15 protein-coding genes and 1 pseudogene are annotated in these 16,103 nt (G+C 44.5%); 13 read left to right on the top strand and 3 right to left on the bottom strand.

The genetic code is table 11. The annotated features are described in order from the left end of the window. Positions 1-21: 21 nt before the first annotated feature. The 10 genes from ACMHLI_RS22495 to ACMHLI_RS22540 all read left to right on the top strand — a co-directional run bounded on the left by ACMHLI_RS22495 (position 22) and on the right by ACMHLI_RS22540 (position 8,813). Positions 22-267: a type IV secretory system conjugative DNA transfer family protein gene (locus ACMHLI_RS22495; RefSeq protein WP_264192791.1), complete on the top strand. Its 246-nt coding sequence runs from the start codon at positions 22-24 to the stop codon at positions 265-267. Next, positions 230-724 carry a thermonuclease family protein gene (locus ACMHLI_RS22500; protein WP_404976137.1) on the top strand — a complete coding sequence of 165 codons (495 nt, stop codon included), beginning with the start codon at positions 230-232 and terminating at the stop codon, positions 722-724. Before ACMHLI_RS22495 ends, ACMHLI_RS22500 begins: the two co-directional genes overlap by 38 nt. A gap of 12 nt (positions 725-736) precedes the next feature. Then, a complete protein-coding gene (locus ACMHLI_RS22505; RefSeq protein ID WP_413531376.1) occupies positions 737-2,398 on the top strand; it encodes a PcfJ domain-containing protein in 1,662 nt (553 codons plus the stop codon). Between the two features lie 10 nt (positions 2,399-2,408). Next, on the top strand, positions 2,409-4,730 hold the full coding sequence (gene topB / locus ACMHLI_RS22510) for a type IA DNA topoisomerase (RefSeq protein WP_226721458.1): 2,322 nt from the start codon (positions 2,409-2,411) through the stop codon (positions 4,728-4,730). Between the two features lie 5 nt (positions 4,731-4,735). Further along, positions 4,736-4,942, top strand: coding sequence for a hemolysin expression modulator Hha (gene hha / locus ACMHLI_RS22515; RefSeq protein WP_226721457.1), 207 nt, complete (start codon positions 4,736-4,738; stop codon positions 4,940-4,942). Between the two features lie 18 nt (positions 4,943-4,960). Next, positions 4,961-5,416 carry an H-NS family nucleoid-associated regulatory protein gene (locus ACMHLI_RS22520; RefSeq protein WP_226721456.1) on the top strand — a complete coding sequence of 152 codons (456 nt, stop codon included), beginning with the start codon at positions 4,961-4,963 and terminating at the stop codon, positions 5,414-5,416. A 176-nt stretch (positions 5,417-5,592) separates the two neighbouring features. Continuing rightward, positions 5,593-6,108, top strand: coding sequence for a hypothetical protein (locus ACMHLI_RS22525; RefSeq protein WP_226721455.1), 516 nt, complete (start codon positions 5,593-5,595; stop codon positions 6,106-6,108). A 610-nt stretch (positions 6,109-6,718) separates the two neighbouring features. Continuing rightward, positions 6,719-6,844 (top strand): damage-inducible type I toxin DinQ, encoded by a 126-nt coding sequence (gene dinQ, locus ACMHLI_RS22530; protein WP_264192790.1) that lies wholly within the window; start codon positions 6,719-6,721, stop codon positions 6,842-6,844. 741 nt (positions 6,845-7,585) lie between these two features. Then, positions 7,586-7,903, top strand: coding sequence for a helix-turn-helix domain-containing protein (locus tag ACMHLI_RS22535; protein ID WP_226721454.1), 318 nt, complete (start codon positions 7,586-7,588; stop codon positions 7,901-7,903). Beyond that, positions 7,878-8,813 carry a reverse transcriptase family protein gene (locus tag ACMHLI_RS22540; protein WP_226721453.1) on the top strand — a complete coding sequence of 312 codons (936 nt, stop codon included), beginning with the start codon at positions 7,878-7,880 and terminating at the stop codon, positions 8,811-8,813. The genes ACMHLI_RS22535 and ACMHLI_RS22540 overlap by 26 nt, the downstream gene beginning before the upstream one ends. Before the next feature lie 115 nt (positions 8,814-8,928). Here the strand turns inward: ACMHLI_RS22540 and ACMHLI_RS22545 are convergent. Then, positions 8,929-9,417, bottom strand: a pseudogene (locus ACMHLI_RS22545) (recombinase family protein); the annotation flags it as partial. A 106-nt stretch (positions 9,418-9,523) separates the two neighbouring features. Here ACMHLI_RS22545 and ACMHLI_RS22550 point away from each other — a divergent pair. From ACMHLI_RS22550 to ACMHLI_RS22560, 3 genes are all read left to right on the top strand, one after another. Further along, entirely contained in the window at positions 9,524-12,475 is a 2,952-nt protein-coding gene (locus ACMHLI_RS22550) for a Tn3 family transposase (protein ID WP_413531377.1), read from the top strand. A gap of 93 nt (positions 12,476-12,568) precedes the next feature. Next, positions 12,569-13,090, top strand: coding sequence for a ClbS/DfsB family four-helix bundle protein (locus ACMHLI_RS22555; protein ID WP_192536319.1), 522 nt, complete (start codon positions 12,569-12,571; stop codon positions 13,088-13,090). A gap of 116 nt (positions 13,091-13,206) precedes the next feature. Then, positions 13,207-13,815: a recombinase family protein gene (locus ACMHLI_RS22560; protein WP_192536320.1), complete on the top strand. Its 609-nt coding sequence runs from the start codon at positions 13,207-13,209 to the stop codon at positions 13,813-13,815. Positions 13,816-14,283: 468 nt separating this feature from the next. On the opposite strand, the gene ACMHLI_RS22565 is transcribed toward ACMHLI_RS22560, so the two are convergent. Further along, the gene (locus ACMHLI_RS22565; RefSeq protein ID WP_000156884.1) at positions 14,284-15,306 is read right to left on the bottom strand and encodes an IS110-like element IS5708 family transposase; all 1,023 of its coding nucleotides are present in this window, start codon (positions 15,304-15,306) and stop codon (positions 14,284-14,286) included. A 285-nt stretch (positions 15,307-15,591) separates the two neighbouring features. Then, positions 15,592-15,960, bottom strand: a complete 369-nt coding sequence (locus ACMHLI_RS22570; RefSeq protein ID WP_054622852.1) for a hypothetical protein — start codon at positions 15,958-15,960, stop codon at positions 15,592-15,594. Positions 15,961-16,103 lie beyond the last annotated feature (143 nt).

Consider the following 16,103-nt stretch of genomic DNA (forward strand, 5'->3'; position numbering starts at 1 on the left):
AACAACCGAAGGGCGTTAGCTATGGAAAATTTTATCTCAAAAATCAAACGTTATAATCTTCAAATAATAACAGTCACTCAGGATTTGAGTGATTTGAAAAACATTAGTGATGATACGGCGAAAGATATTGTTGAAAATTGCAATGTTCATATTGAAATTCCAGTGAAAGGCGTTAGGCCTGGTATGGGGGTTAATATTGTTGCTCCAGAAAAAGGAGTTGAAGTTCTGTATGACCCTCATAAGGAGGATTGGAATTTTGTTAAATAAAATTATCACATTAACTTTCTGCTTTTTTCTTTCTGGAAGTCTGGTTGCAGCCGAAATCCAGGGGAAAGTGATCCGTGTACTCGATGGCGACACCATTGATGTTTTACAGGATAAGAAGCCCGTCAGGGTTCGCCTGTTGAATATTGATGCCCCGGAAAAGAAACAAGCATACGGGAGCTGGTCAACGAACCAACTTAAAGACCTGGTAGCAGGGCAGCCCGTTACGGTGACGTACACGCAGAAAGACCGTTACGGGCGTGTCCTGGGGCGAGTCGTGACAACGAACGGCACTGAGGCCAATCGATATATGGTGCAGTCAGGCGCTGCATGGGTGTATGAGCGATACAACACGGATAACGCACTTCCGGCTTTGCAACGGGAAGCACAGGAACAAAAACGCGGCCTGTGGGCTGAAAGTCATCCTGTGCCGCCGTGGGAATGGCGGCATAACAAATAAGGGATATTTATTATGCATGTAATTAATGAATGGACATGTAGTAGTAAAATACTTTCACTTCACGATATTTTCAAAATATGTCAAAAATCTGGAGTTTTCCGGCTAGTAAAAAACGAGGAGGATGATAATCATATCCGTATTATCATTTGCGGTACTTATAGAATTCAAAAAAATAAAAAAAGCGGTAAAGTCAGTATGTGGTGCTATAAGCTGAAAGATAAAGACCACGGGGTATGGTACAGAAGAAATTTCCTTCCAAGTAACGTGCATTTGTTCTGGTCGAGAAGGGCTGCATTCGATATGGACGATTGGCTAAGGAATGCAATTAAATACATCATTAAATCATTAATTGAGGCTGGATTTTCAATTGACGACAAACTTTATTTGTACCGCATTAGAGCAAGTAACGGTAAAAGTGCATTTATTTCCACGCTAATACCATCTAGTGTGGATGAACACTCGTATCATAATGATCTTTTCCACTCTCTGGGGAAAATAGCGTCATTTAACTACCCCAATAAAGTACAACATATCAGCAAGCATGAATTACTCGAAGAGATAGAAAAGAAAATTTATAATAGAGTATATAAAGTTATTGGGGTTGATAATGAGTTTAATGCTTCAAAAGCACTAAGTAAAAGCATATGGATGATGGTTGATAAAACCATATTTACAAAATATGCCAGAGCTTCACATTGTTCGATGACTTACAATTCAGTTCGTCAGGCAATGTTTGAGGACTATTTGGATTTTTCAAAAAGAATTTGTATTGCTGATGGCGCAGATTTTGGCGGACTGTGGCCTATGGTTGGAAGTTTAAGACGGCAGCATAAAACAGGACGATTTACTTTATCAGGAAAATCAAAAGAGTTATTTGAACAACTTAGTTTTCCTTACGGTATCAGCTATGCAGACTTCAAACATTTACGGCATACTCGCTTGTCGCTAGTTTCAGCTTTAAACAATAATCATCATGAGTCATTCAAAGTTATTTCCAGATTGCTCCGTAATCCGCTGGTGAAAAATTACCCGACCCAAGTGATTTACTGGATTATCGATTATCTGGAAGGTCGTTATTATTCTGAAAGGGAAAATGATATTTATCGAGTATGTTCAAAATGGCTTGAGTATCATCGTGATTTATTTAAAAACATTGGGTTCCGTAAACACCATATCGAACCTTGGGATACATCCCGTTGGGAGATGGAAAAAAATCAACTGTGCCATGCAATTGATTGGTTATTAAATGCAGAACCAATAATTCATAAGAACCAAGAATGGCCTTCTTTCTGGAGATTGTCAGATGAGTGGACACAGCAGTTGAGAGAAAATGCTACAGCAGTAATAAAGGAATGGAAAGGAACGGGCATTAACTGGCAGACAATTGATGATTCTTCGAGTGAATTAATCACATTTGATGATCTGTGTAATGAAGGTCAGGAAATGGAGCATTGCGTTGCCAGTTATGCGCACTGGTGTGCTTCAGGAAAATACCTTGCAATCTCAGTATCAATGGACGACGAAAGAGCAACCCTTGGGCTTTCCAGAACAGAACATGATGTAACGTATCAGTTTGACCAGATGCGAGGCATTCGTAATCAGGCTGTTTCCAGAAACATGCTGAACAAAGGTAAGCAAATTTTAAAATTTATTAATACCTCACTCAAAAATTAAGGATGTAGAAATGAGACTTTTTATTGCCGAAAAACCATCTTTAGCTAAAGCCATTTTTGAAGGACTTGGGGGGAACCCCAGCACGGAAAAGAAAAATGGTTATTTTGAACACGGAACAGATGCTGTTACGTGGTGTTTTGGTCATATGCTTGAGTTATGTGATCCGCAGGACTATGACGAGAAATATGCGAAGTGGCGCTTTGGTGATTTACCGATTAAAACCCCCTGGCCGCCAACTTACAAAATCAGACCGGATGCTGAACCACAAACCCGTATTATCTTTTCTCTGATTGAGCAGGCCGACAGTATTGTTCATGCTGGCGACCCGGACGATGAAGGGTGTTTACTGGTTGATGAACTTCTCGGTTACGCGAAAAATACTAAACCTGTCGAACGGCTGTTGATTGCAGATCTCAACCTCGCACCAGTGAAAAAATCACTGGCAAATATGCAGCCAAACTCAAAATTCCGTGGTATGACAGACAGCGCCCTGGCTCGTTCTCTGTGTGATCAGGGGTTTGGCTATAACCTGACACGCGGTTGTACCCTTAAAGGCCGTGAGAAGGGCTATGATGGCGTTTTAAACGTTGGCCGTGTTCAGAGTGCTGTTCTTGGTCTTGTAAACCTCAGAACGCTGGCTAACCAGAATCACAGTGAAAGTTTTTACTACGATATTTTCGCTAACATAACGGTGAACGGGAATCAGGTTAAGTCTAAATATCAGACAACGGACAGCGATCAGATCGACGATAAAAAGCGCCTTATTTCCGAAGCACAGGCAAAGCACATCGCTGAGCGGGTGACGCAGAAAGAGGCAGTTGTGACCGTCGCCACCACTAAGCCGGAAAACACTAAGCCCCCACTGCCGCTAAACCTGTCCATGCTTCAACAAATCTGTGCAAAGCGTTACGGGTATAAGGCCGCTGAAACCCTCGCTATCATGCAAGGGCTGTATGAGACGCATAAACTTCTGACATACCCGCGAACGGACAATCGCTATCTTTCTGATGAGCATTTTTACCAGGCTGCTGATATTGCCAGCGCGATCAGCGCGACAATGCCGGAACTTGCTTCTGCAACCGCTGATATGGACAAAGATCAGAAGCATAAAGCCTTTGATGGTAGCAAGATCGAAGCTCACCACGCGATTATCCCGACGACAAAAAGCGGAGCCGGTATTCAACTCAGTGACAAAGAGCGGAACGTTTATAACCTGGTGGCCGTTCATTTCATTGGCCTGTTCTATCCTGATGCGATCAGAGACAAGACGAAAATTCACTTTGATATTAAAGGCGATACCTTCACGGCCACACAAAGCGTTCTGGTACAAAAAGGCTGGGAAGCGCTGGGTAAAGATAATAATGAAGAGGACGACGCCGAAGATACCGAAATGGGCGGCTTTGATTTATCGACCCTGAAATTTAATGACAGTGGCCTGTGTGAGTTGGCTGATGTGGACAAGAAAAAGACGACTCCACTCCGCTATTTTACGGAGTCAACATTACTGGCCGCGATGACCAGTGCGGCAAAATTTATCGATGATCCGGCGCTGAGAAAAGCGCTTGAAGCCAAAGACGAGGGGAGCAGCGACCGGGGCAGTATCGGCACAGAAGCTACCCGCGCAGGTATCCTTGAAAAGCTGGCGGCAAATACCGGGCTTATCTCGATAGAGAAAGAAAAGGGCTATTCAGAGCTGGTCTGGAAAACCACAATGCAGGGACAGGAGTTTTGCGCTGCACTTCCTTCTGAAGTGATTAAACCCAATATCTCAGCAATGTGGGCTGAAAAACAGGCTCAGATTAAAGCCGGGGAATTAACCGTAGAAGCTTTTATCAGCGAAAACGACAATTATATCCGGGAGTTGATCGAGAATCTGGAGAAGAACGGCATCAATATTTCTTCTAATTCCACTGTCTGCCCTGTCTGTAGTAAAGGATTCCTGATAAGACGTAAAGGACAGAATGGCTTTTTCTGGGGATGCTCATGCTACCCTGAGTGTAAAACATCATTCCCGGATAACGATGGAAAACCTGTTACGGAAAAACAGGCTTCTGAGGGCGCGAGTGCACGTCTCGGTGTCCCCTGCCCTTCCTGTGATAAAGAGATTTTAATCCGGCCAAAAGGTTTCTTCTGTACAGGTTGTGAGTTTAAAATCTGGCTAGAATTGTCCAGTAAGAAGCTGACACAGAATCAGGTGGAAACGTTAATCAAAAAAGGTAAAACTGGTGAGATTAAAGGATTTACCAGCAAAGCCGGGAAAAAATTTGACGCTGTTGTTACCTTACAGGATAAATCTACAGGTAAACTTGGTTTCGAGTTCAGGAAAAAATAATAGTGGTGAAAACCAGACAAGATTGGCTTTTCCAGTTAAGAAAGTGTCAACATCGGGAAACGTTAGAGAAAATCATAGAAAAAAATGAGCACAGCCTTACCGCAGGGGAGCTGGTGACATTTTATTCTGCTGCTGATCACCGATTAGCAGAGATAATCATGAATAAACTGTTTGATAAAATCCCTGCGTCAGTCTGGCAACACGTTAGATAACCCATCAAGAGAGAAAATATGAGCGATAATGATACGTTTGATGCAGCTCGAAGACTTCTGACGAATATTCGTTCTGCACGTGTTTTTGCACGTGAAACAGATTTTGAACAGCTTCTTGAAATGCAAGCAAAGCTTAATGCAGTTATTGAAGAACGTCGGGAAGATGCTGAACGTGAAGCCGCCGAACGTAATGAGCGTGAGAAGAAACGCCAGGAATTACTTCAGTTGATCGCCGGAGAAGGTTTCTCACCTGAACAGTTACTCGGATTGACTGACGACACGCCAAAGGCGAGTAAGAACAAGTTGCCGAAAGCGCCCGCTAAATACCAGTATGAAGAAAACGGTGAAGTTAAGCGCTGGTCTGGCCGTGGACGGTCACCAAAGCCAATCGCTGAAGCATTAGAGGCTGGGCGTAAGCTGGAAGATTTTCTTATCAAAAAAGAGCCGTCTGGTTCTGCTGACGATAAGCGTTAACATAATTAGCCCCTGGTGCCATATCAGGGGCTTTTTTTTATCCCGGTTTTGATGGTTAGTAATCTTGAATAGGGGTGCACTGCTTCAAAAATTAGTGGTAACCCCTGCCCTTTTTTGCTTAGATTTCACGTAGCGTTATCTGTTTTATCGTATTTCATATCTAACAAGGAGTTAGCATGAGCAACCTGTACTATGATGAGCATCAAGAGGAATTTGAAGCCATCACGGCAGCGTTAAAAGCAGAGATGATCAGCATTTTTGGTGAATCCATCGAGAAGAATCAACACGACCTGAATAATCCAGAACATTACAGTGTCTATTTCGAAGAGATGCAGTACACCTTAAACCCTGAATCATTAAGCAAGCTGGAGCCGTCACTGACGCTGAATAAACAGAAAGTGGCTGCATTTGTGGCAAAATCCCGCCAGTACAAAAGTGGCATTTTTACGCGGAATCATGAAGACCGTCGATGGCTCAGAGCATTGGTGAAACCATTTGAAGGGACAGATGGAAAAAATATCTGCTGGATAGATGTAGCATCGATAACGCAGTTTGGTTCAGAACTGCGTTTTGACGACCAGCTTTATTTGACCGTCACAACCACTGGCGGAAAGACTTACCGTGTCTCTGAATATCTGCTCCCAACGCTTCTTATCGAAGATGGCTATACCGAGCTACTTAATGCGCTATAGGCCATGAGCGCCAACATTGCGAAAACCTACGGTAGCAAAGCCTCTAAGAAAGGGGCTTTCATTACAGTGTCAAGTAGAGTGGGCTATACCTCGATATAGCATCAAAAAAATTGACCTGCTTTTCCTGCAATCACCAAAACCTAACGTATTGTAAAATAGCGATTCACCAATGCGCCGGCATTCGCCCGGATGTCATGGCCAAGGGCAACAAGGTTTGCGACCGCAGCAAATATTTTGAATGATTACAGACGCAAAAAAGCCCGACTGGTGAGGTCGGGCTTTTTTGTTTTCCGGTGCTGAGTTGGTGCTCTGACCGGAGGGGAACGCTCTACATCTAACACCATAATATTATGGCTATAGACACCTTGTGTCAATTGTCACTTGACGGCCTGTGTCAAGTGACTGAAAACGAGGTGAATAATAATGGTTGAGCAGGTATAATCAGCGAGTTAGCTCTGTTTTACTTCCTCCCTGCCCTTAAACCCAGCGTAACCGGGTGTGAACGATTTTAAGTCCTGGCCGAACAAACAGGTGGTGCTGTGTACGGTGCTCTGGCTGGAGAGGAACGTTCTACATCTAACATGCAGAGAACCACGGTGACAGGCAGTGTATGAGTAAGCCGTGGTGTTCTCTCTCCATCTTGATGGAGAAACGGATGGGCGCTTTTATTGATAAAGCCATCATCGTTCTGAAAGCGTTAATCGTCTTTCTTGAACTGATCCGCATGTTCTTCTGAGCATAACGGAAACGTAGCTAAGGCCGGGGGATAACCACCTCCGGCCTTTAATAAAAACTAATTTTAGTTACAACATTCAACTGGTGTTCTAACCCATCCAAACTTAAGCATCACCGCCCTGTCTTTTTTCTACAGAGTGCTGAGGCCGCAGCGGGTCTGATTGAAGCTTTCGGTTGAATGTTGTAACTATAAAAAGCCAAGGTCACAACAAAGTTCGCAAATAGCGAACTTTGTTGACATATAGCGAACATGTGTCGTATATTAGCTCTGCCGTTACTAAAGAGAGATTTCGCCAGTTTTACATGAGTAGATTTACGAATTTACTCGCGGAGGATTTTATCCTCTACATAGTTCCCCCCACCTGATGACGTTGGCTCCGTGGCTAACCTTATCGCCGTGTAACGTAGTGTTATGCATGTAAGGGTCGAGGGTATTCTGATTGTGGTGGCGACACCACAATCAGATTGAAAAGGGTTTACTGCCAAAAACTCTCATTCTTGATAGGGCGAACTAACAACAATAATGTTGTTAGGTATCAAGAGAGGTTTAAATGCGTATATTTAATAGTAATGGTTTTTGGCAGGCACTTAAGAAAAAGCAAGCTTTCAAAATTACACGTATCGTTTGGAATTTGATGCTACGTTTAATTAAGTTAGGAATTTTAATTTATAAAATTCTCGAGATTTTTGATAAGCATAGTGACTCTTAAGTGTGCCCTACTTTCAAAAGATGAGGTGTAAAATGATCTACAGAGCGCTTAAGACAATAAGACTTTACCATAACATAAAACAATCTGAACTAGCAGAAATTTTCGGCATGTCAAAATCCTATCTTTCCGAAATTGAATCTGGAAAGAAAACCGTAAGTTTTGATATTCTTGAGAGCTATTCCAAACAGTTCGAAATACCCGTTTCTTCTCTTATATTTTTTTCCGAAGAATTGAACTCGCCTTCTAAGAAATCGGTAGCAGAGAAATTCAGGTTAGTATTCGCCGATAAAATATTAAAAATAATGGAGTGGAGCGTTGAAAGAAATGAGGAAAAAGAAGCCGAAAATTAATACAAAAAACAAATCCTACAGCCTTCAAGATTGCGCATTATACAAATGCATAACAAAAAAAAGATTAGCAAAAATATTAAAATCAGATATAAGTAAATTAAAAACACTTAGTAAGGATATCGATAATTACACTACATTTTATGAAAAAACTGACACACAGAAAAAACGTCTCATAGAAAGGCCTAATGAAGAATTAGATGTCATTCATACGAGGATAGCTAGTCTTCTATGTCGAGTTACTCAGCCAGAATTTATGCATTCTGGACTAAAATTACACTCTCATGTCTCTAATGCTAATGAACATGTTGGTGTACACCCTCTTTTAACCACAGATTTAAAATCGTTCTTTCCCTCAACAAGTAAAAATATAGTGTTTGACTTCTTTTTTAAGAAACTATTATGTTCTCCTGACGTATCTGAATTACTAAGTGGTTTATGTACTTATAACAATCACATACCTACGGGCAGTCGAATTAGCATGCCATTGGCATACTGGGCTAACAGTAAGATGTTTTTAGAACTAAATGCATTATCTAAAGCACTTGGAATATGTATGACAGTATATGTTGATGATATCACTTTCTCGGGAAGATCTGTAAATAAACTTTTCAAAAGCAAAGTAAATAAAATCATAGAGTCCCATTCTCACATAATGCATCCTGTAAAGACAATTTTATATAAACCGTATCAAAATAAGTTGGTTACAGGTGTTATTGTTTCAGGTAATAGTTTAAGGGTCAGGAATAAACAGTTAAAAGACATACATATTCAAATGATAGAATGGAAAAAATCCGACCTTCTTATTAACAGGGAAATTATTAAAGAACGCCTACTGGGGAGGATAAATTCGGCGTCAACGATAGACGTTAGATTTAAAGACAAAGCTCGGACATTAAAAAAAACGACATGATAAGCCCCTTCTTACGAACAGATAAAATAGCGGTGACAAAGTTTTGGCTCATTGCCGCTTAGAACTCTTCCAGAGCAGCAATGAGCTTATTGCCCTGAGTGCACAGGTTGCCGGGCTAAAACTGTAACGGAAATTTCGGCGGTTCCGACTGTTTGCCTTGTTTAACTGCACTGCTGATCGTCCCACGACTACAGCCCAGAACTTTTTGTACCTGGCTCCATGAACTACCACTGGCAAGAAGTTTATTTATCGCATCATAACGAGCCTGGTTAGGCTGACGACCTTTGAACTTCCCTTCACTTTTCGCCCTGGTTATACCTTGCTTCTGCCGTTCCCGGCGCTGCTCATAGTCACGTCTGGCAACAGCGGCCAGCATGTCGAGCATCATATCGTTGATAGCGGTAAACATACGGCTGTCAAAATCATGAATGCCTGAAGCAAGCCAGGTTGTGGGGACGTTGACGGCCATAACCCGGATATCTTTGTGCCGGATCATCTTCTTCAGCCTGTTCCAGTCCTCCCCCGCCAAGCGGGAAAGGCGATCGACATCTTCGATAAGCAGGATATCACCAGGCTGACAATCCCTCAGAAGCCGGAACAGTTCGGCCCAGTGGGAGCGAAGCTGCAAAATGCGACATCTGTTTTTTTTGAACTGGATCTGCGTAAAAATCACTCACCTGTGAAATGGTTTATATAGCGATTACCCATTGATGATTCAGGGAGTTGGAATGTTGTCACAGGATCAGACTTTTGATGACAAGGACGTATGGAGTCTGCTTGCTGATGAGCTTTCCTTGCTCCCGGGTATGACCGATACGGGTCGTTTAGGATTTGCCATTCAACTGAAATTCCGACAAGTACACGGGCATTACCCTGAATCAATAAACGAATTTCCTTCAGGTATTGTGCACACTATTGCTGAACAGATCGGATGCGCTTCTGTATCCCTTGAAAACTACCCGCTTCAGGGGCGGCAGGCCCAGCGGCACCGACAAACTATTCGTCGCTATTTGGGCATCAGACTCCCCAATAAAAACGATATAGCACAGCTCACCGCCTGGTTAACCGAATTTATCCTCCCATTCAATCCGCAAGCTGTACACGGTAGTGAACTTGTCACTGACTGGTGTCAGGAGCAGCAGATTGAGCGTCCCGCAGCTGATCACCTGGAGCGAATTATTCGTTCAGCCGTACACCGGTTCGAAACAGAACAGCAAAACATCATATTTACCCGACTTTCACTCGACTGTAAGGTTGCCATCAACCATTTACTGTCGGCCGAAGAACCGGGCACTGCCAGTGTGATTGAAGTCACATTGAGCGGCCTCAAAGCTGACCCGGGAAGGCCCAGTCTGGAGAACGTCCTTTCCGTCATCTCTCAGCTAAAATGTCTTGATTCCGTTGCGTTACAGCCGAATATTTTCCAGGGAATAGCCCCTAAATTCATCATGCAGTTTCAACAACGGTGTGCCAGTGAATCGATCAGGGAGCTTCGTCGACACCCTTCGGCGATCCGTTACAGTATGGTGGCCATGTTTTGCTGGCGTCGTCGCCAACAGCTGACCGATGCGTTGATTGAGATGTTGATGGTGCTGATCCATAACCTCGGCACACGGGCAGAAAAAAAGGTCGATAAAAAGCAGTTTGCGGCGTTTAAAAAAGTCAGGGGTAAGGCGCGTCTGCTGTTCCGTATGGCCGAGGCCACCGTTGACCAGCCGGATGGCGTCATAAAGGAGGTGGTCTATCCTGTGGTCTCACAGAAAATGCTGCAAAATCTGGTCGATGAATTTAAAACTCTGGGGGTAGATACTGAGCAGGAAGTTCAGGAATCCATGCGTTCCTCTTACGGTAGCCACTATCGCCGAATGTTGATGCCGGTACTGGACCGACTTGAGTTTCAGTCTGGTAATGCCCTGCACCGACCCGTTATTGACGCCATTCAAATTATTAAGGCAAACAGGGCCAACAATCAGCATTTCTATGCGGTGGGTGATGTGCCTGTTGACGGTATTATTCAGAAAAAATGGCGGGATATTGTCATCGTCCAAGGCAAATCCGGTGAAGAACGGATTAATCGTATCAACTATGAAATTTGTGTTTTACGGGCTTTACGTAAGAGTCTGCGTAACAAAGAAATTTGGGTCACAGGCGCTGACCGTTATCGTGATCCGGCAGAGGATCTCCCTGCCGATTTTGCTACTAATCGGGCCTATTATTATTCCTTGTTGCAGGCTCCCACTGATGTGACAACCTTTATTACTCAAATCAAAGACAGGATGCGCCACTGGCTCGGTACGCTAAATGAAAGCCTGCCAGATAATCCCAAACTTCGCATCAGGGAACAGGGGAAAAATCGTATCCACCTGACTCCGTTGGGCAAACAGATTGAGCCCCCCAACACAGCAGCACTGAAGCAGGAGATTGGCCAGCGCTGGGCCGATCTGGAGTTGATAGACATACTCAAGGAAGTGGATTTACGAGAGCATTTCTCGTCGTTATTTCGCACATCTGCCAGTCGGGAAGTTCTTGAACCAGAGGTATTGCAACACCGCTTGTTGTTATGTCTGTTTGGCCTCGGTACTAATGTAGGGCTGAAACGCATCGCCAGTCAGCAACCCCGCGTCAATTATGATGAATTGCGTTACGTTAAACGGCGATTTATTCAAAAAGATGCTTTGCGCTCAGCGATTTCACATATCGTGAACGGTATTTTCAGCATTCGCCAGTCTGCCATTTGGGGGAATGCGACAACATCCTGTGCCGCAGACTCCCGGAAGTTTGGTGCCTATGATCAAAATCTGATGACAGAATGGCATGCCCGCTATGGCGGGCGTGGCGTGATGATTTACTGGCATGTGGATACGCACTCAACGTGTATTTATTCACAATTACGCCGCTGTTCTTCATCTGAGGTGGCTGCCATGATGGAGGGCGTTCTGCGTCACTGTACCGACATGGAAATCAACCACCAGTATGTGGACAGCCATGGGCAAAGTGAGGTGGCCTTTGCGTTCAGTGATGTGCTGGGGTTCGATTTACTGCCCCGTCTGAAAGCGATCGCCAGACAGAAACTGTATGTGTGTGAAAAAGAGGATGCACAGTTGTACCCGCACCTGACCCCGATTTTAACTCGGGGGATCGACTGGGAGCTTATTGCACAACAGTATGACGAGATAATCAAATATACAGCGGCACTTAAAGTAGGAACGGCCGAACCCGAGGCCATATTGAGGCGATTCACCCGCAATAACATCCAGCACCCAACCTATAAGGCATTAGCGGAGTTGGGCAAAGCGATTAAGACCATCTTCCTCTGTCGCTATTTGCAAGATGAGTCGCTGCGTTGTGAAATTAATGCGGGCCTCAACGTCGTGGAAAACTGGAACAGCGCCAATGATTTTATTTTTTATGGTGAGCACGGTGAATTTACCAGCAACCGGACAGCGGATCAGGAGATATCGATGCTGTCATTGCATCTGCTGCAAATTAGTCTGGTCTATATCAATACATTGTTGATCCAGAATGTGCTGTCGGAGCCGACCTGGCGTCAGCGAATGACTGAAGAAGACTGGCGTGGTCTGACGCCATTGATATATCACCATGTTAATCCGTATGGCCGAATAGAGCTGGATATGGATCAGCGGCTGCCACTTGCTGCCTGATGTCTGTGGCAAGATGGATAAACGTATGCTGAGTTATCTCATTTTCGCATAACTCCTATTTTTATTGGAATTTCTGCAAAACAGGTAGTAAACATGGCTGTTCCCACAAACAAAGACGAATTGCTCAAAGCGATAGATTCAAACTTCAATAAACTCATTAAAGAATTGCGTGGTGTCCCGCTGTCGGTGGTCAATGAACACAGCTTGGATGGACATGCCAAGGGAACCCAGATGAGTGTTGCCAATCTTACCGCCTATCTGGTCGGGTGGAATGAATTGGTCTTGAAATGGCTCGACCGGGACGCGGCAGGTGAGCCGGTCGATTTTCCCGAAACCGGCTTCAAGTGGAACGAGCTGGGCCGCCTCGCACAGAAATTCTATCGCGACTATGAGGGCACCCCTTATCCTGAACTTATTGAGCATCTGGCAGCGGCAAAAGCCCGGATTGTATCGTTGATAGAGGCTCTTAGTAACGACGACCTATATGGCCGCTCATGGTATGAAAAATGGACGATGGGTCGCATGATTCAGTTCAACACGGCATCGCCTTACGCCAATGCGCGTGGACGGTTGCGGAAGTGGCTGAAGACAAAAGACATGTCGCATAAATCCTAAGTTTTGCGACTAATCAGGAAATCAACGAAAGCCTGGCTATTTTGTGTCGCAAAAGTATGGTGCGAAAGTCTATATTAACGATACATATTTGCGACAGATTGACTTGAGGTAAAGCCATGCTGATTGGTTACGCTCGCGTTTCGACTGACGACCAACATCTGGATGGTCAACGGAGTGTTTTGCGTGCAGCTGGATGCCAGCTTATTTATGAAGAAAAGATATCCGGTGCCAAACGAAAACGACCTGAGCTTACGCGCTTACTCGAGCATTTACGTGAAGGAGATATCGTGGTTGTCAGCCGACTGGACCGCCTGGCAAGGTCAACCCAGGATTTGCTGGAACTGGTCGACATATTTCAACATACCAGTGTAGGTCTGCGTTCTCTGGCTGAACCCTGGGCCGATACAACATCACCATCCGGAAAGATGGTTCTCACAATCTTTGCTGGTATAGCTGAGTTTGAGAGAGCACTGATCTCTGAACGAACCAGTGCAGGCCGACACGCAGCGAAAATGAAAGGAGTACGCTTCGGCCGCCCGATGAAATTAAGTGTTGAGCAGGTAGCTTTGGGGAGGAGACTCATTTCAGAAGGTCGCTCTGTTCGGGATACAGCCCGGATCCTTAACTGTCACCATGCAACGCTTTATCGTGCACTTAACAATGTAGTGGGCCTGCCTGACGAAGAGTTAGATACTGTACAAATCGTTTTTGATACAAATCGTTAAAGCCAGATGTCGCATTTTGCAGCTTCGCTCCCACTGGGCCTCATAGGGGTCAGTTTGGATATCGAAAATTATTGTACTATAAGGACTTCCCCGGCATGTCAAAGCCGGTATTTATGGTTTCTGTCTGCTCTTCAGTAAAAATAAAGGGGAGAGACTGCGGTACTATAAACGGCCATGATCGGGTCCGCTTGGAAAAAGGGAATTATCCTACTATAAGGGCTTCCCCGAACAGTCAACGCCGGTTTTTAATTTCTGTCTGTTCATCAATGAAAGGCAAGGGATAAGACTGCGCTACTATAAACGGTCATGCTGAATCGCTAGTGATTCGGACCCTGATGAAAGACGCTCGTGAGATCCTCCTTCGTTAATCGGATAGTGATATCCAGTAGGATATGCAGATACTTCTCACGGGGGTCTAACCCTTTACCATCAACAATTTACAGTTCAGTTACTACTCAGTTAAATTTTTCATGTTGTTGAATACAGTCTGAAGTCATCGCCGTAATGTAATGATGCCCAGCACAACCTCGCATTCTTGGCGGCGATTGCAACGACAGCACGCCAGTATCCCCGCCTACCAATCAACGAGCAGACCCAACGGCTAAACGGGTCCGTTCTATTCTCTGCCCCTACCATTACAGAACGGGCTCCCTGGACCAGTAGGGTTCGCAGATAGGCATCACCCGCTTTTGTTATCCTGCCAAGCTTTGATTTTCCGCCACTACTGTATTGTGATGGCGTTAGCCCCAACCAGGCTGCCAGTTGGCGCCCGTTCTTAAAATCATGGGCATTGCCAATACTGGCGACCAGCGCACTCGCTGTGGTGGGCCCAACACCTTTCAGTTCCATTAACTGCTGGCTGCGATGATCTGTTTTGGCCACACGAGATAATACCCTGTCATATTCGGCGATTTTCTCTTCAATATTAGTGACATGTGTCAATAGATCATCAATGCACAGCCTAACCTGTACTGGCAGAGTTTCCTTCTGGTCAGAAACAACATGACGCAGAGCATCAGTGCTTTGTGGGGCAATAACCCCGAATTCAGATATCAGGCCCCGAAGACGGTTATACGTTGCTGTTCTTTCCTGGATAAATCCCTGTCTTGTCCGATGTAAGCATTGCATTGCCTGCTGGCTTTCGTCTTTGACTGGTACAAAGCGCATATGCGGCCGCTGCACTGCCTCACAAATAGCTATTGCATCAGCTGCATCATTTTTCCCGGTCTTACCCGCCATGCGATAGGGTGAGACAAATTTCGGAGCCATCAACCGGACATCATGGCCATACTGCCTGAATAATCTTGCCCAATAGTGGGCACCCGAGCAGGCTTCCATTCCAATGACACAGGGAGGTAAACCTGCGATGAGTTCAGAAAGTGCTGCACGCGACACCTTGGGTTTAACCAGAACAGCTTTACCATTTTGGTCAATGCAGTGAACAGCAAACACATTTTTAGCAAGATCGATACCGACAGTGGTGATGGTCATAACGAATCCCTCTGGGTCAATGTTTATCCTATGATTGCACGAAAGTTAATCAGGCGCATATCTAGGGGAAGTCCCTTCCATTCGTTAAGCGTTTTAAGCTAACGGGTGATTTCGTTCCATTGAGCGCGAACCCCTGACCGTAAGGGATGTACGAAATGATCCGGCTGTCCGTTAATGGTTTTGCTTACTTTCGGACATGTTGTCTACATGCTGTACGTAATCGTTCGGTTTCGGACGTTTAAGTCACATGCACGTTAACTGTCGGTATTCATCGCCTCACTAGTACTACTCTGCTAGTTCATCATGTTCTTCGAGAGCATATTCAAAATCGGCAACAAGCAAGAAATTTTCTATCCTATAAGCCTGATTTAACTTAATTCGTTGGTATCTTTCGTTCAATAATCGCCATGCTGTTTTCCGTAGTACCATCGGTACGGATTCATCTTTTAAAATACGCATGAGCACAGAACAGGTTGTCAGAAAAGCAGCGTCCTTACGTTTTCGGTAATACGCATCAGTCGAACAAACCGCAATGATCTCGATTGATTCAGGGTGATGACAGATAGCATTAACCGTAGTTTGTTCATGTATCTGTGCCTTGAGTTCAGCCTGAATTTTTGATTGATGATACATAGCCTTGAGATAGCTAAACATGATTTCCCCATCAAACAGTAAGTCGTGTCAATTCCTAGAGTTAACACATTTCTGATCATGACTCACACGTTACGTTCAGTCGGTAGCCATCTGTGCAAAAAATGCGCTTAGCGTAGGATAATTTCCTTTTTCCAAGCGGACCC

Origin of the sequence: Rahnella inusitata, from assembly GCF_965118895.1 — a bacterium.
Lineage (GTDB): Bacteria > Pseudomonadota > Gammaproteobacteria > Enterobacterales > Enterobacteriaceae > Rahnella > Rahnella inusitata_A.